Origin of the sequence: Streptomyces misionensis (genome assembly GCF_900104815.1) — a bacterium.
GTDB classification, from domain to species: domain Bacteria; phylum Actinomycetota; class Actinomycetes; order Streptomycetales; family Streptomycetaceae; genus Streptomyces; species Streptomyces misionensis.
The window spans coordinates 2,853,487-2,878,149 of the sequence record NZ_FNTD01000004.1; the positions used below are offsets into that span (position 1 = coordinate 2,853,487).

At 72.3% G+C, this 24,663-nt stretch carries 17 protein-coding genes; 3 read left to right on the forward strand and 14 right to left on the reverse strand.

Annotation, left to right across the window (positions count from 1 at the left end):
• Nucleotides 1–80: 80 nt before the first annotated feature.
• Nucleotides 81–1,160, forward strand: coding sequence for a M48 family metallopeptidase (locus tag BLW85_RS14665; RefSeq protein ID WP_074992279.1), 1,080 nt, complete (start codon nucleotides 81–83; stop codon nucleotides 1,158–1,160).
• Between the two features lie 45 nt (nucleotides 1,161–1,205).
• On the opposite strand, the gene BLW85_RS14670 is transcribed toward BLW85_RS14665, so the two are convergent.
• The 5 genes from BLW85_RS14670 to proB all read right to left on the reverse strand — a co-directional run bounded on the left by BLW85_RS14670 (nucleotide 1,206) and on the right by proB (nucleotide 6,030).
• Nucleotides 1,206–2,273 (reverse strand): SCO2583 family membrane protein, encoded by a 1,068-nt coding sequence (locus BLW85_RS14670; protein ID WP_074992280.1) that lies wholly within the window; start codon nucleotides 2,271–2,273, stop codon nucleotides 1,206–1,208.
• A gap of 88 nt (nucleotides 2,274–2,361) precedes the next feature.
• On the reverse strand, nucleotides 2,362–2,916 hold the full coding sequence (locus BLW85_RS14675; RefSeq protein WP_074992281.1) for an SCO2584 family spore wall biosynthesis protein: 555 nt from the start codon (nucleotides 2,914–2,916) through the stop codon (nucleotides 2,362–2,364).
• A gap of 76 nt (nucleotides 2,917–2,992) precedes the next feature.
• Nucleotides 2,993–4,279: a glutamate-5-semialdehyde dehydrogenase gene (locus tag BLW85_RS14680; RefSeq protein WP_074992282.1), complete on the reverse strand. Its 1,287-nt coding sequence runs from the start codon at nucleotides 4,277–4,279 to the stop codon at nucleotides 2,993–2,995.
• Between the two features lie 75 nt (nucleotides 4,280–4,354).
• The gene (locus BLW85_RS14685; RefSeq protein WP_070027071.1) at nucleotides 4,355–4,780 is read right to left on the reverse strand and encodes a hypothetical protein; all 426 of its coding nucleotides are present in this window, start codon (nucleotides 4,778–4,780) and stop codon (nucleotides 4,355–4,357) included.
• A gap of 122 nt (nucleotides 4,781–4,902) precedes the next feature.
• Nucleotides 4,903–6,030: a glutamate 5-kinase gene (gene proB, locus BLW85_RS14690; protein WP_070027074.1), complete on the reverse strand. Its 1,128-nt coding sequence runs from the start codon at nucleotides 6,028–6,030 to the stop codon at nucleotides 4,903–4,905.
• 230 nt (nucleotides 6,031–6,260) lie between these two features.
• Here proB and BLW85_RS14695 point away from each other — a divergent pair, with 230 nt between their 5' ends.
• Nucleotides 6,261–7,676, forward strand: coding sequence for a polysaccharide pyruvyl transferase family protein (locus BLW85_RS14695; protein WP_074996076.1), 1,416 nt, complete (start codon nucleotides 6,261–6,263; stop codon nucleotides 7,674–7,676).
• A gap of 22 nt (nucleotides 7,677–7,698) precedes the next feature.
• On the opposite strand, the gene BLW85_RS14700 is transcribed toward BLW85_RS14695, so the two are convergent.
• From BLW85_RS14700 to BLW85_RS14735, 8 genes are all read right to left on the reverse strand, one after another.
• A complete protein-coding gene (locus BLW85_RS14700; protein ID WP_070027075.1) occupies nucleotides 7,699–8,910 on the reverse strand; it encodes a glycosyltransferase family 2 protein in 1,212 nt (403 codons plus the stop codon).
• Between the two features lie 325 nt (nucleotides 8,911–9,235).
• Entirely contained in the window at nucleotides 9,236–11,338 is a 2,103-nt protein-coding gene (locus tag BLW85_RS14705; protein WP_239697750.1) for a CDP-glycerol glycerophosphotransferase family protein, read from the reverse strand.
• 169 nt (nucleotides 11,339–11,507) lie between these two features.
• Nucleotides 11,508–13,004 (reverse strand): bifunctional cytidylyltransferase/SDR family oxidoreductase, encoded by a 1,497-nt coding sequence (locus BLW85_RS14710; protein WP_074992283.1) that lies wholly within the window; start codon nucleotides 13,002–13,004, stop codon nucleotides 11,508–11,510.
• Between the two features lie 276 nt (nucleotides 13,005–13,280).
• The gene (gene obgE, locus BLW85_RS14715; RefSeq protein ID WP_070027080.1) at nucleotides 13,281–14,729 is read right to left on the reverse strand and encodes a GTPase ObgE; all 1,449 of its coding nucleotides are present in this window, start codon (nucleotides 14,727–14,729) and stop codon (nucleotides 13,281–13,283) included.
• A gap of 119 nt (nucleotides 14,730–14,848) precedes the next feature.
• The gene (gene rpmA, locus BLW85_RS14720; protein ID WP_023550764.1) at nucleotides 14,849–15,103 is read right to left on the reverse strand and encodes a 50S ribosomal protein L27; all 255 of its coding nucleotides are present in this window, start codon (nucleotides 15,101–15,103) and stop codon (nucleotides 14,849–14,851) included.
• A gap of 14 nt (nucleotides 15,104–15,117) precedes the next feature.
• Nucleotides 15,118–15,438 carry a 50S ribosomal protein L21 gene (rplU, locus tag BLW85_RS14725; protein WP_030653874.1) on the reverse strand — a complete coding sequence of 107 codons (321 nt, stop codon included), beginning with the start codon at nucleotides 15,436–15,438 and terminating at the stop codon, nucleotides 15,118–15,120.
• A 230-nt stretch (nucleotides 15,439–15,668) separates the two neighbouring features.
• Nucleotides 15,669–20,102: an Rne/Rng family ribonuclease gene (locus tag BLW85_RS14730; protein ID WP_079172337.1), complete on the reverse strand. Its 4,434-nt coding sequence runs from the start codon at nucleotides 20,100–20,102 to the stop codon at nucleotides 15,669–15,671.
• A 260-nt stretch (nucleotides 20,103–20,362) separates the two neighbouring features.
• The gene (locus BLW85_RS14735) at nucleotides 20,363–21,139 is read right to left on the reverse strand and encodes a TIGR03936 family radical SAM-associated protein (protein ID WP_074992284.1); all 777 of its coding nucleotides are present in this window, start codon (nucleotides 21,137–21,139) and stop codon (nucleotides 20,363–20,365) included.
• Nucleotides 21,140–21,412: 273 nt separating this feature from the next.
• On the opposite strand from BLW85_RS14735, the gene BLW85_RS14740 reads away from it, so the two are divergent.
• Nucleotides 21,413–22,282 (forward strand): YhjD/YihY/BrkB family envelope integrity protein, encoded by an 870-nt coding sequence (locus tag BLW85_RS14740; RefSeq protein ID WP_074992285.1) that lies wholly within the window; start codon nucleotides 21,413–21,415, stop codon nucleotides 22,280–22,282.
• Nucleotides 22,283–22,673: 391 nt separating this feature from the next.
• Here the strand turns inward: BLW85_RS14740 and BLW85_RS14745 are convergent, their stop codons facing one another.
• A complete protein-coding gene (locus BLW85_RS14745) occupies nucleotides 22,674–24,635 on the reverse strand; it encodes a TIGR03960 family B12-binding radical SAM protein (RefSeq protein ID WP_074992286.1) in 1,962 nt (653 codons plus the stop codon).
• Nucleotides 24,636–24,663: the final 28 nt, after the last annotated feature.

Below are 24,663 nucleotides of genomic sequence, written 5' to 3' on the forward strand. Positions count from 1 at the left end.
TCTGCCCGTCCACGGTATCTCCGCCTAGGCTGTGTCCCGCCTCGGGGGCACGGCACTCTCGGACGCAGTTGGGGGAAGACATGCACGACGGCGATGGGCAGGGCGGGCACGAGCGGGTGCCCGGCAGGCAGCGGACGCGCTTCCCGGGGATCTCCTCGCGTGCGTACGAGCATCCGGCGGACCGCTCCGCACTGGTGGCGCTGCGCAAGCTCAGCGGATTCGACCAGGTGTTCAAGGCGCTCAGCGGGCTGCTGCCGGAGCGGAGCCTCAGACTGCTGTTCCTGTCCGACTCGGTGCGGGTCTCCGAGCGGCAGTTCGGCCATCTGCACGACATGCTGCTGGACGCCTGCTACATCCTGGACCTGGCGAAGGTCCCGCCGATGTACGTCACGCAGGACCCGCAGCCGAACGCGATGTGCATCGGCCTGGACGAGCCGATCATCGTGGTCACCACGGGGCTGGTGGAGCTCCTGGACGAGGAGGAGATGCGGGCGGTCGTCGGGCACGAGGTGGGCCACGCGCTGTCCGGCCACTCGGTGTACCGCACGATCCTGCTCTTCCTGACCAGCCTGGCGCTGAAGGTGGCGTGGATCCCGCTGGGCAATCTGGCGATCATGGGGCTCGTCGCGGGGCTGCGGGAGTGGTTCCGCAAGTCGGAGCTGTCCGCCGACCGGGCCGGGCTGCTGGTCGGCCAGGACGTACGGGCCTCGATGCGCGGCCTGATGAAGATCGCGGGCGGCAACCATCTGCACGAGATGAACGTGGACGCGTTCCTGGAGCAGGCGGAGGAGTACGACGCCGGGGGTGATCTGCGCGACTCCGTGCTGAAGATCCTCAACGTGCTGCCCCGCTCGCACCCGTTCACCACCGTGCGGGCCGCCGAGCTGAAGCGGTGGGCCGAGTCGCGGGACTACCAGCGGATCATGGACGGCCACTACCCGCGGCGGGACGAGGACAAGGACGCCTCCTTCGGCGACTCCTTCCGCGAGTCCGCGGCGAGCTACGCGAGCGACGTGAAGTCCTCGAAGGACCCGCTGATGAAGCTGGTCAGCGACCTCGCGGGCGGCGCGGGCGACCTGGGCGGCCGGGTCAGGCGCGGCTTCGACGGCTTCAAGAGCCCGCCCCCGCCGAAGAACGGCCCGGCCACCGAGGCGCAGTAGCGCAAGGCGCCCAGGGGCGCCCGAAGCCCCCGCCCCGGCTCTCGTCTACGTCGTCAGCTGGGAGGCGCTCGCGAGGGTGCCGCACAGGGAGGCGGGGGCCTCGGTCGCGTAGGGGTCGGTGGCGGCGGGGCTGCCCGGGTGGGGGGTCTGGCCGGCCAGGAGCGGATGCAGGTACGACGTGGAGTCGTCGGCGCAGGACAGGGGGCCGGCCTCGACGTAGGCCGTGACCAGCTGGAGCTGGCGGGCGCGCAGGTCGTCGCGGGTGAGCCGGAAGGTCAGCGCGCGGCGGACCGTGAACAGGGACACCCGCGCGCTCGCGGCGCCGGCCGGGCGCAGGGCGTAGACGAAGGTGTGGTCGGCGGTGACGTCCAGCGCGGCCGGATCGGCCTCGGTGGCGCGCAGGTCGCCCTGGACGCGGACGCGGTCGTCGGCCAGCCGGGCCCGGGACGGGTCGATGCGCACCACCCAGCCGGTGGCGGCGTGCCGGCCGTCCGCCGCCGGGTGGTCGAAGCTCTGGTCGAACTGGGCCAGCTGGTCGGAGTCCACCAGCGCCCGCGCGGGGGCCGCCGTACGGCCGCCGAGCACCTCGGGGTAGAGCGAGGAGCGCACGATGTAGTCCTTGACCGTGGTCAGCGCCGCCATGACCTGGCTGTCGGAGAAGTGGGCGGTGCCGCGCGCGGCCGGCAGCGGGACCCCTTCGGCGCCGATGTCGAACCGGGCCGCGGGGCTGTGCGCGTACAGCGCCTCGGCGTCCGTGCCGCCAGGCACCCTGCCCTGCGGGGCCAGCGGTATGACGGTCGTCCGCAGGAGCTGCACGGGCCGCGGGGCCCGGGCGGAGTCGTCGGGGTGGCGCACCCCCATGTAGACGGCGGTGCAGAAGGCCACGGCGAGCAGCAGGACGAGGATCACGGCCTGGCGGGCGAGCCCCCGGTGCAGCGGCGAGCGGCGGCGCACGGCGGGCGCGTGGTCGGCCATCCGCTCCTCGGCGGAGTACTCCTGGAGGCGGGCAGCGCGGACGAACGACTCGTCGAACACGACGGATCGGTACTCGTCCTCGGCACCACCGGGGCCGCCCTCGGGTGTCCCCTCCGGTGGGTCTCCAGGCCCGCCCATACTTTCAGAGTGGGTTCCGGGGACGCCGGGTAAACGCCGCGCTGCACGCCAACTTCTGACAGGGGCTCACCACGGCCGGGGCGTCCGGTCAGGGGGTGTGCGGGACCGCCGACACCCGGGGCCGGGCCGGGACGGCGGACGGGGCCGACGTGCCCTGGTTGAGGGCCGGGGCGGCGGGCGGGAGTTGGTCCCGGCTGCCCGAGGACGTGCCCCGGTAGACCGCCGCGAAGGCCAGGGCGACCATGCCGACGCCCATCACCACGGCGAGGACCCAGGCCACCGGGCGGTGCCAGCGGGCCTGTCTGCCGTGGCCGTCGAAGGGGCCGCGGTCGAGGGCGTAGACGTCGTCCAGGTCGTCCAGGTCGTCGTCCGCGTCCTCGCCGAGGTCGGCGCTCGCGTAGGTGTCGTCGTACCGCTCGCTGCGGGCGCGGGCCCGGCGGGCCTCCGCCTCGGCGGCCTCGGCCCTGGCCTCCGCCGCGGCGAGGAGGCGTTCGACGGCGGTCGGCTCGTGGACCACCGCCGCCCGTATGAAGGCCTCGTCGAAGACCACGGAGGCGAACTCTTCGTCCGACACCCCGCGGTCGTGGTCGTCGTCGGGCTCCCAGCCGTCCGGGAACGGCGTGCCCCCCACGTCCTCCGGCACGCATCCAGAGTAGACCTGGGGGGTCAATTTGGGCAGACGGTATGGAAATTCGTCCACGGGCCGGGACGCCCGGAACTCAGCGCCGGACGTGCCCGTCGCCGGTGACGATGTACTTGGTGCTGGTCAGCTCCGGCAGCCCCATCGGGCCCCGGGCGTGCAGCTTCTGCGTGGAGATGCCGATCTCCGCGCCGAAGCCGAACTGGCCGCCGTCGGTGAACCGGGTGGAGGTGTTCACGGCGACCGTGGTCGAGTCGACCAGTCGGGTGAACCGGCGGGCGGCCTGCTGCGAGGTGGTGACGATCGCCTCGGTGTGCCCGGAGCTCCACAGCCGGATGTGTTCGACGGCCTTGTCGAGGGAGTCCACCACGGCGGCGGCGATGTCGTACGACAGGTACTCCGTCTCCCAGTCCTCCGGGGTCGCCTCGACCACGGTGGCCTTGGAGTCCTTGGCGTAGGCCATGACCCGCTCGTCGGCGTGCACGGTGACCCCGGCCTCGGCCAGCGCGTCCAGGGCGCGCGGCAGGAACTCGGCGGCGATGTCCTGGTGGACCAGCAGGGTCTCGGCGGCGTTGCACACGCTGACCCGCTGGGCCTTGGAGTTGACGAGGATGTCGACCGCCATGTCGATGTCGGTCTGCGCGTCGACGTAGACGTGGCAGTTGCCGGTGCCGGTCTCGATGACGGGCACGGTGGACTCGTTGACCACGGTCCGGATCAGGGAGGCGCCGCCGCGCGGGATGAGGACGTCGACCAGGCCGCGGGCGCGCATCAGCTCGCGCACGGACTCGCGGCTCTCCCCCGGCACCAGCTGCACGGCGTCGGCGGGCAGCCCGGCGCCGCCGACCGCGTCCCGGATCACCCGGACCAGGGCGGTGTTGGACGCGTAGGCGGAGGCGGAGCCGCGCAGCAGCACCGCGTTGCCGGACTTCAGGCAGAGCGCGGCGGCGTCGGCGGTGACGTTGGGGCGGGCCTCGTAGATGATGCCGACGACGCCGAGCGGGACGCGGACCTGGCGCAGGTCGATGCCGTTGGGCAGGGTGGAGCCGCGCACCACCTCGCCGACCGGGTCGGCCAGCCCGGCGACGTCGCGGACGTCGGAGGCGATGGCGCGGACCCGCTCGGGGGTGAGGGTGAGCCGGTCCACGATGGCCTCGCTGGTGCCGTTCGCCCGCGCCTTGGCCACGTCCTCGGCGTTGGCCTCGATGATCTCGCCGGTGCGGACCTCCAGCGCGTCGGCGATGGCGAGCAGGGCGTCGTCCTTCGCGGCGCGCGGCAGCGGCGCGAGGTCGGCGGCGGCGGCCTTGGCCCGGTAGGCGGCCTGGGTGACCGGGGACATCGAGTCGTACGGCGAGAGCGTGGTCATGGGGGAAGGGTAGTGCGCGGTGCGGAGCCCCTCCGCGCACGTTCCACACCCCGAGACGAAATCCCCTGTAAGGGCTCAGAAGGGGTGGACCCCTACGGGCACCGCGGGCGGCGGCCCGTATCCCTCGGCGACACGCTGGTGGTACGTCTCCCGGTCGACGACCTCCAGGCCGACGATCTCCCACGGGGGCAGCCCGGCGCTGAGCCGGTGCTCGCCCCACAGGCGCAGCGCGACGGCGGCCGCGTCGTGCAGGTCGCGGGCCTCTTCCCAGTACCGGATCTCCGCGTGGTCGCTCGCGTATCTGCTGGTCAGCAGGAAGGGGTGGTCGTGAGCCAGTTGTTCGAGGGAGCGGCGCAGCTCTGTGAGGGGGACGCCGGGACCGGCCACGCTGAGGGTGACGTGCCACAGCCGGGGCAGGTCCCTGGGTTCCTCGTAGGTGTCCCCGGCCGCGACGCTCGTCAGGGCACCTCGGGTGGTCCCCCCAGGGCGCACTCGTCTCACGACGGCCTCCTTCACCCAAGTGCTCGGAAAGATGTCTCCGACACAAAGTTGAGCAGGCCGTAAGGCTTCGCGGGGCGGTTTTACGGAACGTCCCCCACCGGAGGCCCGGGGTACGCCCCGTTTTACGAGCGCAGCAGCACCAGATCGTCCCTGTGTACGACCTCGCGTTCGTACGCGGGACCCAGTTCGCGTGCCAGTTCGTGGGTCGAACGGCCGATCATCGGGGGGATCTCCCTGGCGTCGAAGCTGACGAGGCCCCGGGCCACCGCGCGGCCCGCGGTGTCCCGCAGCTCGACCGGGTCGCCGGCGCCGAACTCGCCCTCGACGGCGGCGATGCCCGCGGGCAGCAGCGACTTGCGGCCCCTGACGACCGCGTCCACGGCGCCGTCGTCCAGGATGAGCGCGCCCTGCGGGGTGGAGGCGTGCTGGAGCCAGAGCAGCCGGTCGGCGGAGCGCTTGCCGGTGGGGTGGAAGTAGGTGCCGGTGTCGCCGCCGCCGAGGGCGTCCGCCGCGTGCACCGCGCTGGTCAGCACCACGGGGATGCCGGCGGCGGCCGCGATCCCGGCGGCCTCGACCTTGGTGACCATGCCGCCGGTGCCGACGCCGGCCTTGCCCGCGCTGCCGATCTCCACGCCCGCGAGGTCCTCGGCGCCGCGCACCTCCGCTATCCGGGAGGTGCCGGGCCTGCCGGGGTCGCCGTCGTAGACGCCGTCGACGTCGGAGAGGAGGACGAGCAGATCGGCGTGGACGAGGTGGGCGACGAGGGCGGCGAGGCGGTCGTTGTCGCCGAAGCGGATCTCGTCGGTGGCGACGGTGTCGTTCTCGTTGACGACCGGGAGGGCGCCCATGGCGAGCAGCTTGTCGAGGGTGCGGGAGGCGTTGCGGTGGTGGGCGCGGCGGCTCATGTCGTCGCTGGTGAGCAGGACCTGGCCGACGCGGACGCCGTAGCGGGCGAAGGAGGCGGTGTAGCGGGCGACGAGCAGGCCCTGGCCGACGCTGGCGGCGGCCTGCTGGCGGGCGAGGTCCCGGGGGCGGCGGCGCAGCCCGAGCGGCGCGAGCCCGGCGGCGATGGCGCCGGAGGACACCAGCACGATCTCCCTGTCGCCCTTGCGCCTGCTGGTGGCCAGCACGTCCACCAGGGCGTCGACCCGGTCGGCGTCCAGCCCGCCCGCGGCGGTGGTCAGCGAGGAGGACCCCACCTTGACGACAACCCTGCGCGCCTGAGCGACGCCCCGCCTTGCACTTCCCACCTTGCCCGTCGCCCCTTTCACCCGGGTTCGCCTGCGTGCTGCGCAATGTACGCGACCGGACACACCCGCCGCCCCCCGGTTTCGCCGGCTGGACGCGGCACCGCCGTCGTCGCACTCCGCACCCGCTACCGCCACACTCGGTCACCGTTTGCTCACGATTTGCTCACGGCAAAAAGGTTGTACCGGTTTCCTATAGAAATTAAATCTCGGGCAAACTTATTTTGATCATCGTGTCATCCACCGTTCGCCAGCAAAAGCGCATTCTGCTCCGCTCGGGCAAGAACCCGTACGACGTCCTGTCCGTCGAAGAGGCCCTGCACCGGGACGTGATCGCCACCAACTCCGGGAACCTGGTGTTCCAGGAGGCGGCGCACAAGATCCTCGAAGTGCCGGGCACCGAGGTGGTCTCGGGGGGCGTGCGGACCGACCTGGCCGCGGCGGCGCGGGTCAACGAGGAGTACGACGCCTTCGTGGTGCCGCTCGCCAACGCCTTCCGCCCCTCCTTCGAGGCCGCGCTGACCCGGCTGACCCGATTCATCTCCCGGCTGCGCATCCCGGTCGTGGTGCTCGGCGTCGGCGCGCAGACCGGGGTGGGCTACGACCCGGCGCGGCTGAAGCGCATGGAGCCGGCCGTGCGGGACTTCTGCGCGGCGGTGCTGGAGCGCAGCGCCTCCATCGGGGTGCGCGGCGAGTTCACCGAGCGGTATCTGAAGGACATGGGCTTCAACGACGTCGAGGTCATCGGCTGTCCTTCCCTGTTCATGCACGGCCCCGACCTCGACGTGCGCAAGCGGGTGCCCGAGCTGACGCCCGACTCGCGGATCTCGGTCAACGGCTCGCACGGCGCGATACGCAGCCAGGGCTTCGACAAGATCCTCGACCGCACGCGGTCGCTCTACCCGAACCTGCGCTTCGTCGGCCAGAACCTCAGCGACGCACGGCAGCTGCACTGGCGGGACCTGACGGACCCCAACGCCAGGCTGACCGCGATGCCGACGCACCCGGACCACCCGATGTACCGGGCGGACCAGGTGCGGGTGTACGTCGATCCGCGCACCTGGATCGAGGACCTGCGGGAGTTCGACTTCTCCTTCGGCTCCCGCATCCACGGCAACATCACCGCGCTGCTGGCCGGCACGCCCGCGACGGTGCTGTGCGGCGACTCGCGCACCCTGGAGCTGTGCCGCTACTTCGAGATCCCGCACCGGCGCCTGGACCAGGCCGCGAAGGACCCGGCCTCGGCCGACCCGGCCCTGCTGTACGCGCAGGCCGACTTCGGCGCCCTGGTCGGCAACCACGGCGAGCGCTTCGCGCGGTTCACGGGGTTCATGGAGCGCAACGGGCTGCAGAACACCTTCACCCACGGCGACGGCGGCGCGGCCTTCGAGAAGCGGATGCGCTCGCTGCCGTTCCCCCCGGGCGTGCGGCCCTGGAACGACACCGACCCGGCCTCGCTCAGCGGTCGCTTCTCCTGGCTGCACACCCAGGTCAGCGAACTGACCCAGGACAACGCCGAGCTGCGCAAGGAGCTGGCGCGGGCGAAGAAGGCGCAGACCGCGGCGCCCGCCCCGTCGGTCTACCGGCGCGCCCGCCGGGCGGTGGGCCGGCCCCTGAAGCGCGCGCTGCAGTCGGGCCGGCAGCAGTAAGGGCGGGGGCGGGCGGCGGCCCTCAGGCCGCCGCCTTGAAGTTCCGCGCGCGCAGGGTGCGGCGGACCTTGCGCACCGCCCGGCGCAGGAAGGTGTTGGCGGCGGCCGCGCGGTAGCCCGGGACGGCGCGGGCCTCGCGGGGCTCCGCGAGGTAGATGTCGTCGGGGATGCCGGCCGCCTCGGACCGGAAGTGCGGGTACGCCAGGTAGACCTGGGTGCCGCGCTTCTCCAGCCGCGCCTCGGGCTCCTTCTTCGCCTTCATGAACTCCAGGACGTCCAGCAGGAGTTCGGGGCGCTGACGGGCCACCAGGTGCAGCCGCAGCCGTTCGTGGACCCGCAGCCGCCGGGCCACTCCGGGGGTCCAGTGGGCGTCCATGAGCGGCTTGGCCAGCTCCAGCTTGTGGCGCCGCACTTCCTCGCTGTCCTTGAGGAACTTCGGCCCGAACTGCGGCAGCAGGGTGATCAGGAAGGGCCGGACCATGAGGATGTCGCGCTTGTCGCCGGCCGGCACCATCTCCTCGATCAGCGCCATCAGGGCGCGCGCGGAGTCGAAGCGCAGGGTGTAGCTGCCGGTCTTGGTGACGTGCTTGCCGTCGTCGCGGCCGACCAGGTAGTAGCAGGTGTAGTCGGCGAGCACGGAGACGCCGTCCGCGCGCAGATACGCCTCCAGCGTGAACAGGGCGTCCTCGCCGGTGAACAGCGACTCGTCGAACCGCATGCCGTGCCGCTCCAGCAGCGCGCGGCGGAACATCTTCTGGGCGCTGAGCGTGAACTTGATGTTGGAGGAGAAGACGTCGGTCCGCGGCAGCGTCTTGCCCCACATGGACTTCGGCGGGGTGCGGTTGATGCCCTCGACCCGGCCGAGCACGACGTCGGTGCCGTTCTCGTCGGCCATGGCGACCATGCGCTCCAGGGCCTCGGGGCCGAGCCGGTCGTCGGCGTCGAGGAAGAAGACGTAGCGTCCGGCCGCCTTGCCGAGGCCGACGTTGCGCGGGCCGCTGGGGCCGCCGGAGTTCTCCTGGCGGATCACGGTGACCGGCATGGGGGCGCGGGCGGCGAACTCCTCCAGGCACTCCCCGGTGCCGTCGGTGGAACCGTCGTCGACGGCGATGACCTCCAGGCGCGCCGGGTCGATGGTCTGCGCCTCGACGGAGGCCAGGCACTCGACCAGATACGGCATCGCTTCGTACGCCCCGATGATCACCGTCACATCAGGCTGCGTCCCGACGGTCACACTTCCCCCTTGCAAAAGGAACATTCCCCCGCGTTTCGCCGCAATGGCACCTTGTTAGACGGACACCGAGGGGAAGCGGTTGCCCTCTGTACGGCCATGAGTGGCGCACATCACACCGGTCCGGCGGCCGGAGCCGCCCCGGGTGGCACGGCCCGAGAGTACGGAGGTCCGGTAAGAACCGTTCACCCGCGACCGGCGGCCCGGGTAAGAGAGGGCGCAAGAAACCTGAACGGCAGGCAAGGGCCGGGGAAACCCGGGGCAAGGGCACGGAAAAGGGCCGGCCCCGGGATCGTGTCCCGGGGCCGGCCCTCGTCGGCGGTGGGCGTCAGCCCGCGTTCACGCCGTCGGTGTCACCGGCGGCCGCGGTGCGCGGTCCGGGCACCGCCCCGGCCAGTCCGCCGTCCTCGCCGCTCAGCCGCGCCTGCTGGCCGACGTTGCGGGCCTCCGCCCTGACCGCGAGATCGGTCACCGCGGTGTTGAACTGGACGATGGACGCGGGCTCGTCCGGACCCAGCAGATAGCGCTTCAGCTCCACCCGGTCCGCGGCCAGCGGGTCGCCCGCCGGGTCGCGCACGGCGGCCAGCAGCTCGCCCAGCTCGGCCGCGCTGTTGGTCAGGATGGTCGCGGCGCGCACCGCGGTGTTCTGCCGCTTGAACTCCTCGGCGCCCAGCTCGCCCGAGTCGGTGACCGCGTACGGCTTGCCGCTCGCGATGAAGTCGGAGACCACCGAGGAGATGTCGGAGACCATCGCGTCGGAGACGTTGAAGCAGTCGTACAGGCGCGGCTCGGCGCCGGTGATCACCCGGTGCTCGTACGACGGGAAGGAGCGCCAGTAGGCGTCGTTCCACTCGGCGCGCAGCCGGGCGACCTCCTGGTGCCTGGCCACGTCCACGACACCCTCCCGGGTGGCCTCGGCCTCGTCGCCGCGCTCGCCGGCCGGGCCGGCCAGCTCGGCGAGCCGGGCCTCGATGCGGGCCAGCTCGGCCTTGGCCTGCGCCATCGCCTTGGCGTCGGCGGTGAACCGGGAGTCGCCGGCCCGCTGGGCGGCGGCCTTCTCCACCAGGGCGGTGATCCGCTGGTGGGCGGCGCCGGCCCGCTTGGAGACCGTGCCGGTGAACGGGTGCGGCTTGTACAGGACGCGGACCGGCGGGTCGGCCGCGACCAGCTTCTTCACGATGTTCTCGCCGGCCAGCACGATCGAGGTGTTGCCCGGGTTGCCGTCCCAGCCCTCCCAGGTGGGCGCGTACAGCACGGTCGGGATGCGGCCCTCGGGCACGCCCCGCCAGCCCTGGATGGGCGCGAGCTGCGGGCGGCCCACCTCCACGATGTCGTCGTCGCGGACACCGACGTCGGCGATGGCGTAGCGGTCGCGGCCCGCCCGGCCCGCGGTCCACACCTCGTCGTAGACCTTGCTGAACGGGTTGACGCTGGCGAGCTTGTCGCTGTCGCCGTGGCCGATGAAGACGTGCTTCATGGTGGGCACGCGCAGCAGGTGGATGTTCTTGCCGACGTTGGCCGCGTACAGGGCCACGCGCACGGTCGACAGGTCCATGTTCATCAGGTGCACCCCTCCGGGCACGCAGATGACCGGGACCGTGGTGGGCGCCAGGTTGTTCAGGATGACCCGCTCGCGCAGCAGGATCAGCGGCCGGGACTCCAGCTGCTCCATCGTCTCCAGCCACATGTTGACCTGGTAGGCGGAGTCCTTGGAGCCGGAGAAGTACAGCACCGTCTCCGGCTTGTAGCCGGCCAGCCAGTCGTCGACGGCGGCGAGGACGACCTCGGCCTTCGGCGGGACCTTGCGACCGCGCACGTACGGCGTGAGCACCAGGACGTAGAGCAGGCCCAGGCCGATGGTCAGGCACATGCCGGCGAAGCCCGCGGCGGAGGCGTCCAGGTCGACGGAGACGAGGATGCCGACGACCGCGAACAGGTCGAGGTGCAGCATCTTCTCCGCGCTGCGGTGCAGCAGGAACTGCGGCGGGGCGTCCGGGATGCGGATGCGGGACTTCAGGTCCACGTTGCGGGTCGCGACCGGCATCTTGCGGCGGTTGCGGATGAGGGTGACCAGCGCTCCGTGCGGGGCCTGGAGCCCGTAGAAGGCGATGAAGCAGGCGACCGCGCCGTAGAAGATCAGGTCGTCGGCGTGCGACAGCCGGGCCAGCAGGAGGATCAGCAGCAGCTGCCGGATCAGGAAGCGGATCGACAGACCGGCGCGGACCTTGCTGAGGCGGTTGATCAGATAGCTGCCCTTGCGGTGCAGATAGTGGTCCGCCAGGTACGTCACGACGGCCGCGGCCGCGAAGGCGGGAATGCTCGGGACGAGCGCGGCCAGCATGAGCGCCGGGTAGCCCAGGATCATGAGCGCCGCCGCGGCCAGCTCGGCCGCGCTGCCCACCCGGGCGACGCGAATAGCGGTGGATATCACGGAGAAACCTGCTCTGGGAGGGGGAGTGCCGGTTTTGTCGGTACTGCCGCAAATGCCGGTGATACACAGGGTGTAGGGGTATTCGCGGTGTACGGATTCAGGCCCCTGTGAACGCCCGGTGAATGAGCGATCGCAGAGGCCTGAATTCCTAAAAGCTATTGTCGAATTATTACATGCCGTCCTGACGGTCCAACACGGAGGCCAGGGCCTGCTCGAAACCGGAGGCCGTGGCGGCACCGGCGGTCGGGTCCTGCTGGCGGACGTCGATGACGTGACCGGTCAGCTCCGACAGCAGCACGTCCAGGGAGGTACGGGCCACCGCCTCGGAGGACAGCAGGGTGCCGGCCGGCTCCTGGCCGAAGGCCTTGGTGCGCATCGGGGTGGCCGTGCGCTCCGGGTTGACGCAGTTCACGCGGATGCCGTCGCCCGCCCACTCGTCGGACAGCGCCTGGGTGAGGTTCACCATGGCGGCCTTGGTGGAGGAGTAGAGGCTGTACTCGGCACGACCCCGGGTGTAGCTGCTGGAGGTGTAGAGCAGCAGCTGGCCCTGGGTCTCGGCCAGGTACTTGTAGGAGGAGCGCGCGATCTGCACCGGCGCCAGGTAGTTGACCTTCAGCGCCTCCTCGATGGTGGCGTTGTCGGTCTCGGCGAGCTTGCCTATGCGCAGCACGCCCGCGGTGTTGACGACGTAGTCGATCCGGCCGGTCTCCGCGTACGCCTTGGACAGCGCGTCGTCGACCTCCTCCGGGTTCTCCACGTGGGTGCCGGTGGTGGAGCGGCCCAGCGCGTAGACCCGCGCGCCGTAGGACTCCGCGAGCTCGGCGATGTCCTTGCCGATGCCGTACGAGCCGCCGAAGATGACCACCGTCTTGCCGGTGAGCAGCTCGCGGTAGACGTCCTCGCCCTTCTGCTCGGGCGCGGCGGTGGAGGCGAGCTGGAACAGCTTGTCGGCGATGAAGACGTCGACCGGCTGCGTCACCTTCATGTTGTACTCGTCGCCCGCGACCACATGGATCGGCACGTCCGGCAGGTACTTGAGGACCACCGAACAGTCGTCCGTGGCCTGGAAGTTGGGGTCACCGGAGGCGACCTCGTAGGCGCGCCGGATGGTGGACAGCTTGAAGGCCTGCGGGGTCTGGCCGCGGCGCAGCCGGGAGCGGTCCGGGATCTCGGTGATGAACTCGCCGTCCTCGCCGTGGGTGCGCGTGACGATGATGGTGTCCGCGGACGGGATCGCGACGTCCACGGCCTGGTAGCGCTCCAGCGCCGCCACGCAGTCGTCGATGACGCGCCGCGAGAGCAGGGGGCGCACGGCGTCGTGGAAGAGGACGTTGAGGTCCTCGCCCTCGGCCAGGCCCTCGCCGAGGGCCGCGATGGCGCGCTCGGTGGTCTCGTTCCGCGTGGAGCCGCCCTCGATGACCTTCTTCACCTTCGTGAATCCGGCCTTGGTCACGATCTTCTCGATGTCCGGCACATATCCCGGCGCCATCAGCACGATGACGTCGTCGATCGAATCCGCCTTCTCGAAGGTGGTCAGCGTGTGCTCGATGACTGCCTTGCCGGCGATCTTCAGCAGCTGCTTGGGGATCGACAGACCCACCCGCTGACCGGTACCCCCGGCCAGGATCACTGCGGTGGTACGGGGCTTGGCTATGTGCTGTGACACAGGTGACCTACCTTGGGGCGACAGGGAACCGTGAAATGGTCCCACTTTAGGTAAGCGCAGTGCAAGGTGAGCGTCATCCCGTGCACAGGGGATCGCAACCTGTCATTTACCTTGCACACCCGGTGATTCCGGCGCGGCCGGTGTGAACTTCCGTGAATTTGCTGTGAGTAACTGCACAGATCGGATTCATCAAGAATCCGCGGCAATTCGATATCGGCCCGGACACGAGTGCCGGGCGCCCCAAGAGGCGCCCGGCACTCGTGCGTTACCGCACTCTCACTCGAAGGGGTCGAAGTCGCCGAACTCGCGCAGCGCCTCGTCCCGCTCCGCATCCTTGTCCCGGCGGCGCTGGGCCGCGGGCCGGGGCGCGTCGAAGCGGTGGTCCTCGCCGCGGCGGCCGAGCATCTCGGCGCCCGCCATGACCGAGGGCTCCCAGTCGAAGACGACCGCGTTCTCCTCGGGACCGATGGCCACGCCGTCGCCGCCCCGGGCGCCCGCCTTCATCAACTGCTCTTCCACACCGAGGCGGTTGAGCCGGTCGGCGAGGTAGCCGACGGCCTCGTCGTTGTTGAAGTCGGTCTGGCGCACCCAGCGCTCGGGCTTCTCACCGCGCACCCTGAACAGCGGCTCGCCGCCGACCTCCTCGCGGGTGACGGTGAAGCCGGCGTCGTCCACGGCCTTGGGCCGGATGACGATCCGGGTCGCCTCCTCCTTGGGCTTGGCAGCGCGCGCCTTGCCGACCAGGTCGCCGAGGGCGAAGGACAGCTCGCGCAGTCCGATGTGGGCGACCGCCGACACCTCGAAGACGCGGTAGCCGCGGGCCTCCAGGTCGGGGCGGACCATCTCGGCGAGGTCCTTGCCGTCGGGCACGTCCACCTTGTTCAGGACGACGAGCCGGGGCCGGTTGTCCAGACCGCCGTACTGCCGCAGCTCCTCCTCGATGATGTCGAGGTCGGAGACCGGGTCGCGGTCGGACTCCAGGGTGGCGGTGTCCAGGACGTGCACCAGCACGCTGCACCGCTCCACGTGCCGCAGGAACTCCAGGCCGAGGCCCTTGCCCTGGCTGGCGCCCGGGATCAGACCCGGCACGTCGGCGATGGTGTAGACGGTGGAACCGGCGGTGACCACACCGAGGTTGGGCACCAGCGTGGTGAACGGGTAGTCCGCGATCTTCGGCTTGGCCGCGCTCAGCACCGAGATCAGCGAGGACTTGCCGGCGCTCGGGTAGCCGACCAGCGCCACGTCGGCGACCGTCTTCAGCTCCAGGACGACGTCCTGGACGTCGCCGGGCACGCCGAGCAGCGCGAAGCCGGGCGCCTTGCGGCGGGCCGAGGCCAGCGCCGCGTTGCCGAGGCCGCCCCGGCCGCCCTGCGCGGCGACGTACGACGTCCCGTGCCCGACCAGGTCGGCGAGCACGTTGCCCGCCTTGTCCAGCACGACGGTCCCGTCCGGCACCGGCAGGATCAGGTCCTCGCCGTCCTTGCCGGAGCGGTTGCCGCCCTCGCCGGGCTTGCCGTTGGTGGCCTTGCGGTGCGGGGAGTGGTGGTAGTCCAGCAGCGTGGTGACCGACTGGTCCACCATGAGGACGACGTCACCGCCACGGCCGCCGTTGCCGCCGTCCGGGCCGCCCAGCGGCTTGAACTTCTCACGGTGGACGGAGGCACAGCCGTGGCCTCCGTTACCCGCGGCGACGTGCAGTTCGACGCGGTCCACGAAGGTGGTCATGGTTCGGTGCCTCCAGAAAAGTACGGGTGTTTCCAGGTACTAACGCGCGAAGGCGGACCCGCCTTCCCGACCGGGAAGTGAGGTCCGCCTCGCGTGCGTTCGGTGCCGAATCAGCTGATTCAGGCGACCGGAACGATGTTCACGACCTTGCGGCCACGGTGGGTACCGAACTCCACCGCACCGGCCTGCAGGGCGAACAGCGTGTCGTCGCCGCCACGGCCGACGCCGGCGCCGGGGTGGAAGTGGGTGCCGCGCTGGCGGACCAGGATCTCACCAGCGTTCACGACCTGACCGCCGAAGCGCTTCACGCCGAGCCGCTGGGCGTTGGAGTCGCGACCGTTCCGGGTGGACGATGCGCCCTTCTTGTGTGCCATGTCTCCTCAGTCCCTTACTTCGCAGCTGCGGGGATCGACGTGACCTTGATCGCCGTGTACTGCTGGCGGTGGCCCTGCCGACGGCGGTAGCCGGTCTTGTTCTTGTAGCGCAGAATGTCGATCTTCTGGCCCTTGTGGTGGTCCACGACCTCGGCCTGGACCTTGATGCCGGCCAGCACCCACGGGTCGCTGGTCACGGAGTCGCCGTCGACGACGAGCAGGGTCGAGAGCTCGACCGTGTCGCCCACCTTGGCAGTGGAAATCTTGTCAACCTCAACGATGTCGCCGACAGCAACCTTGTGCTGGCGACCACCGCTGCGCACGATGGCGTACACGCGGATCTCTCTTTCGCTCGAAGAAACGGCACCCCCGCAGGCCAGCCGCCCGGTAACAACACGAGCGACCTCTCCCGGTCGGCCGTGCGTCCGGGAGGAAGAGGTTTACGGGGATGTGGCGTGCTCAGTGACACGCCGACGGTCAAGGTTACGGGGCCATGGCCGACAAAATCAAACCGGGCCCCGCGGGTGTGCGGCCGGTCACGTGGACCGGCCGCACACCCCGGGCGTCAGCCCTCGTCGCCGGCGGAGACCGTGGTGGTCTTCTTCGCCGTCGACTTCTTCGCGGCGGCCGTCTTGGCGGTCTTGGCCGCCTTCTTGGCCGTCGTCTTCTTGGCGGCGGTCTTCTTGGCCGCCGTCTTCTTGGTGGCCGCCTTCTTCGCCGTGGCCTTCTTGGCCGTCTTGCGGGCGGTCTTCTTGGCCGGCGCCGGGGCTTCCTCGGCGGGGGCCTCGACGGGCGCCTCGGCCGTCTCCGACGCGGCCGACGGGACGACCACGACGGCCGCCTCCTCGGGCGCGGTCGGCGCGGCGGCCTGCCGCACGGCACGGCGGCGCGGACGGGCCGGGGCGGCGCTCTCGGCGGGCGCCGGCGCCTCCTCGACCGGGGCCGCGGGCTCCGGGGCCGCGGGAGCGGTCTCGGCGACGGTCACCACGGCAGCGGCGGCCTCGGCACCCGCGGGGGAACCGGCCGGCGCGGACACCTTCCGGGTCGCCCGACGGCGCGTGCGCCCCTTCGGCGCGGCCTCGTCGGCGGCCGGGGCGGCCTCGGCCTGCGGCGCCGGGACCACCTGGTCCTCGGCGGCCACCGGCTCGGCCAGGGCCTGCTCGGCAGGCTCGGGCCGCACCGGGCGCGCCGCCGCCTCCTCGGCGGTGACGTCCTGGGCGGTCGGCGCCACGGCCCGCTCGGCCTCGGCGGCCCTCGCGGCCTTCGCGGGAGCCTTCTCGGCCTTCGGCGCACCCGCCGGGGCCGACGCGCGGCGGCTCGCCCGGCGGCGGGTACGGCCGCGGCCGGCCGCCGCCTCCGCCTCGGCGACGCTGCTGTACAGCTCCTCGTCCGGCGCGAACTCGGGCGCCGGGAGGGCGACCGGCTCGGCGGCCTCGGCGGCCACCTCGGCGGCCGTCTCGATCTCCGGCTCGACGGCCTCGCCGCTCTCCACGACGACCGCGGCGGTCTCGTGCACGTGCGGCTCGGGCGCCTCGCCGCCCTTGCCGCGCTTCTTGCGCTTGCCGCCGCCACCGCCGGAGCCGGGCTGCTCCAGGTGGACGATGACACCACGGCCGTTGCAGTGGACACAGGTCTCGGAGAAGGACTCCAGCAGGCCCTGGCCGACCCGCTTGCGGGTCATCTGCACCAGGCCCAGCGAGGTCACCTCGGCCACCTGGTGCTTCGTGCGGTCGCGGCCCAGGCACTCCAGCAGGCGGCGCAGCACCAGGTCGCGGTTGGACTCCAGGACCATGTCGATGAAGTCGATCACGATGATGCCGCCGAGGTCGCGCAGCCGCAGCTGGCGCACGATCTCCTCGGCCGCCTCCAGGTTGTTCCTGGTGACCGTCTCCTCCAGGTTGCCGCCCTGGCCGGTGAACTTGCCGGTGTTGACGTCGATGACGACCATCGCCTCGGTCCGGTCGATCACCAGCGAACCGCCGCTGGGCAGCCAGACCTTGCGGTCCAGGGCCTTGGCGAGCTGCTCGTCGATCCGGTAGGTGGCGAAGACGTCGACCTCGGAGGTCCACTTGGACAGCCGGCCCGCCAGGTCCGGCGCGACGTGCGAGACGTACCCGTGGATCGTCGACCAGGCCTCGTCACCGCTGACGATGACCTTGGAGAAGTCCTCGTTGAAGATGTCGCGCACGACCCGGACGGTCATGTCCGGCTCGCCGTACAGCAGCGTCGGCGCGTTGCCGCTCTTGGCCTTCTTCTGGATCTCCTCCCACTGCGCCTGGAGCCGCTCGACGTCCCGGCGCAGCTCGTCCTCGCTCGCGCCCTCGGCGGCGGTGCGCACGATGACGCCCGCGTCCTCGGGGACGATCTTCTTGAGGATGGTCTTCAGCCGGGCCCGCTCGGTGTCGGGCAGCTTGCGGCTGATGCCGGTCATGGAACCCTCGGGCACGTACACGAGGTAGCGGCCCGGCAGGGAGACCTGGCTGGTCAGACGCGCGCCCTTGTGCCCGATCGGGTCCTTGGTGACCTGGACGAGCACGGACTGCCCGGACTTGAGGGCGGACTCGATGCGCCGCGGGCCGCCCCCCATGCCCAGCGCCTCGAAGTTGACCTCACCGGCGTACAGCACCGCGTTGCGGCCCTTGCCGATGTCGATGAAGGCGGCCTCCATCGACGGCAGCACGTTCTGCACCTTGCCGAGGTAGACGTTGCCGACGTACGAGGTCGACTGCTCCTTGTTGACGTAGTGCTCCACGAGCACGTTGTCCTCGAGGACGCCGATCTGGGTGCGCTCGCCGTGCTGGCGCACGACCATCACCCGCTCGACGGCCTCGCGGCGGGCCAGGAACTCGGCCTCCGTGATGATCGGGACGCGGCGGCGGCCCTGCTCGCGGCCCTCGCGGCGGCGCTGCTTCTTCGCCTCCAGCCGGGTCGAGCCCTTGATGGACTGCACCTCGTCGGACGGCTCGCTCTGCTTGCGCGGCTCGCGGACCTTGACGACCGTGCGCTCCGGGTCGTCGGCGGACGGCTCGGCGTCGACGGCGGAGTCACCGGCGCGGCGGCGACGACGACGGCGACGGCGGCTGCCGGCGCTGGAGCCGCCGGAGTCCTCGCCACGCAGTTCCTCGACGTCCTCTTCCTCCTGCTCGGCGGTGTCCTCGGCGTCCTGCGCGGCCTGCTCGGCGGCCAGTTCCTCGTCCTCGCCGTCGGCACCCTCGCCCTCGGCGGCGTCCCCGCGGCGACGGCGACGGCCGCCCCGGCGGCGACGACGGCGCGAGGAGGACTCCTCGAAGCCCTCGGCGCCCTCGGTGTCCTCGTCCTCGGCGCCCTCCGCCTCCTCGGCGTCCTCGTCCTCGGCGGCCTCGGCGACCGGGGCCTCCTCAAGGCGCTCGGCACGGCGGCGACGGCGACGGCGCGAACCGGCCTCCGCGCGCTCCTCGGGGCGCTCCTCGACCTGCTCCTCGACCTGCTGCTCGGCGTGCTCCTCGGGCTCCTCCGCCCCGGCGGCCTCCGCGGCGGCCTCGGCCGCGGCGCGCTCCGGGGTCTGGAAGCGCGGCTCGGCGAACACCGGCGGCTGGAAGACGGCGACGGCGGGACCGGCGGGCCGGCGCGGGCCGTCCGCCTCGTTCTCGGCGGCCTTCCGGGCGGGCGCGGAGAAGCCGGACGCGGGGCGCACGGCCCGGCGCCGGGCGCGGCGCGGCGCGGCGCTCTCGGCGGACTGCGTGGCCTCGGCGGCGGCCGGGACGGCCTCGGCGGCCGGGGCGGGCGCGGTGGTGTGCGTGGTGACGGGAACCTCCGGGGTCTGCGCGGCCTCGGCAGCGGGGGTGCTCTCGGGCGCGGAGACCCGGCGGGTGGCGCGGCGACGGGTGCGGCGCGGCGCGGCGTCCTCGGCGGACTCGTCCTCGGCGGACGCCTCGGCGACGGCGGGGACCTCCGCCGCGGCGGGGGCCTCCGGCACGGCGCCCTCGGCGGCCTTCGGCGCACCGGCGGGGGCGGAGGCGCGGCGGGTGGCGCGACGACGGGCACGGGGGGCGGGGGCCGCCTCCTCCGTCTCCTCGACGGCCTGCTCCTGAGCGTCCTCGGCGGGCGCGTCCTCGACCGTGACCCGGACCACCGTCTCGGTGGCCTCGGTGGCCTCGGCGGTCTCGGCGGGCGCACCGGCGGGCGCGGAGGCCCGACGGGTGGCCCGGCGACGCGGGCGGGCGGTGGGAGCGGCCTCGGCCGTCTCCGGCTCCTGCGCCGTCTCCCGGGCCTCCTCGGCGGCGGCCGGCACGACGGTCTCGACGACCTCGGCCGCGGCGGGCGCCCCGGTGGGGGCGGACGCGCGGCGCGACGCGCGGCGGCGCGGCCGGGCGGCGGGCGCCTCGGCCTCCTCCGTCTGCCGGGCGGGGGCCTCGGCGACGGCCGGCGCCGCGGTCTCGGCGGCCTCGGTCACGGCGGGCGCCTCGGCGGCCGCGGAGGCCCGGCGGGTGGCCCGGCGACGCGGCCGGGCGGCGGGCGCCTCGGTCTCGGCGGGGGTCTCGGTCTCGGTCTCGGCGGGGGTCGCGGTGTCGGCTTCCCCGGCCGCGGCGGTGGGCGTGGCGACACTGCGCGTGGCCCGGCGGCGGGTGCGGCGCGGTGCGGCCTCCTCGCCGACGACGACCTCGCCGCCCTCGGCGACGGCCGCGGACGCGGCCGGCGCGACGGTCTCGGCGGCCGGTGCCTCCTCGCCGGACGCGGGCGCCCCGGCGGGCGCGGACGCACGGCGGGTGGCGCGACGGCGCGGACGCGCGGCCGGTGCCTCCTCGGCCGGGGCGGCGGCCTCGGCGGCGGTCTCCTCGGCCTCGGCCGGTTCGTCCGTCTCGGCGGCCGGTATGGCCGGGACGGTGACCTCCGCGGGCGCCTCCGCCGCGACGGGCGGACCCGCCGGGCGGGAGGCGGCACGGCGACGCCTGCGCGGCGGCAGGGTGTCGCTCGGAGTGTTCGGTTCGGAACCCTCGTTGGGTTCGGTCGGTTCGAGCATGCGGGCGTTTCTCCCGTCAGGCTCCCGGGCGCCGCACCCGGTCCGGCATCGGCCTCAGGGGCCGTCCGCCGTTGACGTCCGCGGCCCGCGCGATGCGCGATGGCCGCCGTCCGGGGCGCGGGCGCCGCACGGGAGCACTCTGTGTCCTGTCTCGCCGGTTCCGTACGCCTTGTCGGTACGGCCTGGCGAAAGTCTTCTGGTCGGTGCGCTGCCCGACCCAGGTGGCTCCCGAGTACGAGGGCGGCGCTACGACGTCCGTCCTACGCGGGACCTTCCGGCACCGGCGCCGTCGCGGCGGCAGCCGGTGCGGCCGTCAGGGCCGTGGCTGCCTCGCGGTCGGGCGCGAGCGGGTCGGTCACCGTGCCGGTCTCTTCATCGAACAGCCCCTGCGCCAGCCTGGTCACCGCTGCGGGGACCGGCGGCGCCAGGTCGGCCACGGCGCGGAGACCGGACAGGACGTCGTCGGGTCGTACGGCAGGCGTCACGTGCCGAACAACCAGCCGCAGTATCGCACAGGGCTGGTCGATCGGCCCATCAGCCGGTGCGCCGTGCGCCTGAAGGCTCACCACGGCCGGGCGGGCGTCGAAGGTGCGCACACCGTTCTTGGTCATGCGCTGCACCTCGACGGTCTCGGCTCCGTTGAAGGCCTCGACCGCGCGCTCGGCGTCGGCCGGATCGACTCCGGCCAGCGTGAGCTCCCAGACGGAGGCCGTCAGCCGGTCCGCGAGACCCGAGGTGTGCGCCTCCACCGCGTCGACGACGTCGAGCCCGGCGGGCAGCGACTCGTCGAGGAGGACGCGCAGTTTCTCGGGATCGCGCGGCGCGGTGAGCGCGATTTCCAGGTACTCCGCCTCACTGCCCGTGCCGGTGGGTGCGGCATTGGCATACGACACCTTCGGGTGCGGCGTGAACCCGGCCGAGTAGGCCATGGGCACCTCGGCGCGGCGCAGCGCACGCTCGAAGGCGCGCTGGAAGTCTCGGTGGCTGGTGAACCTCAGGCGGCCGCGCTTGGTGTAGCGCAGTCGGATGCGCTGCACCGCGGGTGCGGGCGGCGGGCCTTCGGGCTGTCGCTTGCCCAGTGTCCTAGTCCTTCGTGAGAGCGGTCGTACTCCTACCAAGAGTACGTGCCGTCACGCCCGGAGGTTCCCGCCGTGTCGGCCACGGGTGGGACGGGACGGCCGGATACCCTTCACAGCCTGCCCTTTTCGAGCAATTCACCCCCTTCCGACCAATCTCCGGAGGGCACGATCGCGGAGCACGGCGGCCGTCGTCTGCTCAGGACCCTCACCTTCTGGCTGCGTCCTGCCTTCGTGCTGCGGGTGCTGGCCCGCTTCCAGCGGGTCGCGGGCTTCGACCGGTCCATGGCGCTCGCCTCCAGCGCCCTGACCGCGCTGGTCCCGCTGGCGATCCTGGGCGCCACGCTGCTGACCAGCATCGGCTCCCACGACATCGCCCGGCAGCTGATCACGCGCTACGGCCTGACCGGCGAGGGGGCCGCGGCGGTGGACGCCCTCTTCGCGCCCGGACAGGGACAGCCCGACGTGAGCGTCGTCGGCGCGGTGTTCCTCGCGGTCTCCGCGCTGAGCTTCACCCGCGCCCTGCAACGCCTCTTCGAGCAGACCTGGGAACTGCGCTCCCTCAGCGTCCGCAACACCCGCGGCGGCCTGGCCTGGCTCCTGCTGGGCGCCTGCTACATGGTGGTCAGCGCCCTGGTCCAGGCCCTGCCGGGGGAAAGCCGCGCGCACCTGGTCAGCGCGGCCGGCGAACTGCCGGTCACCGCCGTCTTCCTGGTCTGGAGCGGCGTCCTGCTGTCCGCGCACCGCGTCGCCTGGCGGGACCTGGTCCCGTTCGGCGTCACCGGCGCCGTGGCCATCGCGGTCTACTCGGTGGGCGCGTCCCTCTACCTCCCCCTCCTGTTCAACACCTCCGCCCAGCGCTACGGCGTCGTCGGCGCCGTCTTCGCGATGATCTCCGCGCTGTTCGCGGTGATGCTGTGCATCGTCGGCTCCGCCGTGGCGGGCCGCGAGATCCGCGACGAACTCACCCGCATCGGCCACGGCGAGCGCACCCCCGACGACGAGGTGCGCCGCCAGTGGGACGCCATGGTCGGCCAGGCGCGTTCGCGCTGGCGCACGGCCCGCCGCACCCTGCGGCGCCCCGGCCCCCCGGCGGACGACTGAGGCCGCCGCGCCCCGACACCGCGCGGGCGTCCCGGGGCGGACGTGCCGGGTGGGGCCGCCATGGGTACCAGGGGCGGCGCAGCTTGCTCCACGACTCCGTGGGGGTGGGCGACACGGTGTCGCTGTCCCTGCCGTACGGCGACGTCGTGCTCGACGACGCCGGGTGCCCGGTGGTCTTCGCCGGCGCGGGCATCGGCGTCTCCCCCTGGCGGGGATGCTGTCCCACCTGGCGGCGGCCGAGTCCGGACTGTCGATCACGGTGCTGCACGCCGATCTCGAGGAGAGCCGGTTCCCGCTTCTCCGGCAGGCGGCCCCGACCTGTGGCAGGCCGACCTGGACTGACCCGCACACTCCGAAGGGCGGGGCCGAGCGGCCCCGCCCTCACCGGTCGTCAGTGCGCGTGCCCGCTCGAAGCCGGCGCCGGGCCCGCGTTCTTCACGGTCAGGGGCAGCAGCTTCCTGCCCGTCGGGCCGATCTGGATGTGGGTGTCCATCTGCGGGCAGACGCCGCAGTCGAAGCACGGGGTCCAGCGGCAGTCCTCGACCTCGGTCTCGTCGAGGGCGTCCTGCCAGTCCTCCCAGAGCCAGTCCTTGTCCAGGCCGGAGTCGAGATGGTCCCAGGGCAGGACCTCCTCGTAGGTGCGCTCGCGGGTGGTGTACCAGTCGACGTCCACGCCGTGATCGGCCAGGGCCTTGTCGGCGCAGGCCATCCAGCGGTCGTAGGAGAAGTGCTCGCGCCAGCCGTCGAAGCGGCCGCCGTCCTCGTAGACGGCGCGGATGACGTCGCCCACCCGGCGGTCGCCGCGGGACAGCAGGCCCTCGACGATGCCCGGCTTGCCGTCGTGGTAGCGGAAGCCGATGGAGCGGCCGTACTTCTTGTCGCCGCGGATCTTGTCGCGCAGCTTCTCCAGGCGCGCGTCCGTCTCCTCCGCCGACAGCTGCGGGGCCCACTGGAAGGGCGTGTGCGGCTTGGGCACGAAGCCGCCGATGGAGACCGTGCAGCGGATGTCGTTGGAGCCCGAGACCTCGCGGCCCTTCTGGATGACGTGCGTCGCCATGTCGGCGATCTGCAGGACGTCCTCGTCGGTCTCCGTGGGCAGGCCGCACATGAAGTACAGCTTCACCTGGCGCCAGCCGTTGCCGTAGGCCGTCGCCACGGTGCGGATGAGGTCGTCCTCCGAGACCATCTTGTTGATGACCTTGCGCATGCGCTCGGAGCCGCCCTCGGGGGCGAACGTCAGACCGGAGCGGCGGCCGTTGCGGGTCAGCTCGTTGGCCAGGTCGACGTTGAAGGCGTCCACGCGGGTGGACGGCAGCGACAGGCCGATCTTGTCGTCCGTGTAGCGGTCCGCCAGGCCCTTGGCGATGTCGCCGATCTCCGAGTGGTCCGCGGAGGACAGCGAGAGCAGGCCGACCTCTTCGAAGCCGGTGGCCTTCAGGCCCTTGTCGACCATGTCGCCGATGCCGGTGATGGAGCGCTCGCGCACCGGGCGGGTGATCATGCCCGCCTGGCAGAAGCGGCAGCCGCGGGTGCAGCCGCGGAAGATCTCCACCGACATCCGCTCGTGGACCGTCTCGGCCAGCGGGACCAGCGGCTGCTTCGGGTACGGCCACTCGTCCAGGTCCATGACGGTGTGCTTGGACACCCGCCACGGCACGCCCGACTTGTTGGGGACGACGCGGGCGATACGGCCGTCGGGCAGGTACTCGACGTCGTAGAACGCCGGGACGTAGACCCCGCCGGTCTTCGCCAGCCGGAAGAGGACCTCCTCGCGGCCGCCGGGGCGGCCCTCGGCCTTCCACTCGCGGATGATCCGGGTCATGTCCAGGACGGCCTGTTCGCCGTCGCCGATGACCGCCGCGTCGATGAAGTCGGCGATCGGCTCCGGGTTGAACGCGGCGTGGCCGCCGGCCAGGACGATCGGGTCCTCGTCGGTGCGGTCCCGGGACTCCAGCGGAATGCCGGCCAGGTCCAGCGCGGCGAGCATGTTGGTGTAGCCCAGCTCCGTGGAGAAGCTCAGCCCGAACACGTCGAAGGCCTTCACCGGTCGGTGGCTGTCGACCGTGAACTGCGGGACGCGATGCTCGCGCATCAGCGCCTCCAGGTCCGGCCAGACGCTGTAGGTGCGCTCGGCGAGCACGCCCTCCTGCTCGTTGAGCACCTCGTAGAGGATCATGACGCCCTGGTTGGGCAGGCCGACCTCGTAAGCGTCCGGGTACATGAGCGCCCAGCGGACGTCGCACTCGTCCCAGTTCTTGACGGTGGAGTTGAGTTCTCCACCCACGTACTGGATGGGCTTCTGCACGTGCGGGAGCAGAGCTTCGAGCTGCGGGAAAACCGACTCGACAGGCATCTCGCGAACCTTCATGAGCTGACAGGGG

What these genes read in the sequence shown, in the direction of transcription:
- BLW85_RS14665 (WP_074992279.1), top strand. Translation starts at nt 81, where the DNA reads ATGCACGACGGCGATGGGCAGGGCGGGCACGAGCGGGTGCCCGGCAGG.
- BLW85_RS14670 (WP_074992280.1), bottom strand. Translation starts at nt 2,273, where the DNA reads ATGGGCGGGCCTGGAGACCCACCGGAGGGGACACCCGAGGGCGGCCCC.
- BLW85_RS14680 (WP_074992282.1), bottom strand. Translation starts at nt 4,279, where the DNA reads ATGACCACGCTCTCGCCGTACGACTCGATGTCCCCGGTCACCCAGGCC.
- obgE (WP_070027080.1), bottom strand. Translation starts at nt 14,729, where the DNA reads ATGACCACCTTCGTGGACCGCGTCGAACTGCACGTCGCCGCGGGTAAC.
- rpmA (WP_023550764.1), bottom strand. Translation starts at nt 15,103, where the DNA reads ATGGCACACAAGAAGGGCGCATCGTCCACCCGGAACGGTCGCGACTCC.
- BLW85_RS14730 (WP_079172337.1), bottom strand. Translation starts at nt 20,102, where the DNA reads ATGCTCGAACCGACCGAACCCAACGAGGGTTCCGAACCGAACACTCCG.
- BLW85_RS14745 (WP_074992286.1), bottom strand. Translation starts at nt 24,635, where the DNA reads ATGCCTGTCGAGTCGGTTTTCCCGCAGCTCGAAGCTCTGCTCCCGCAC.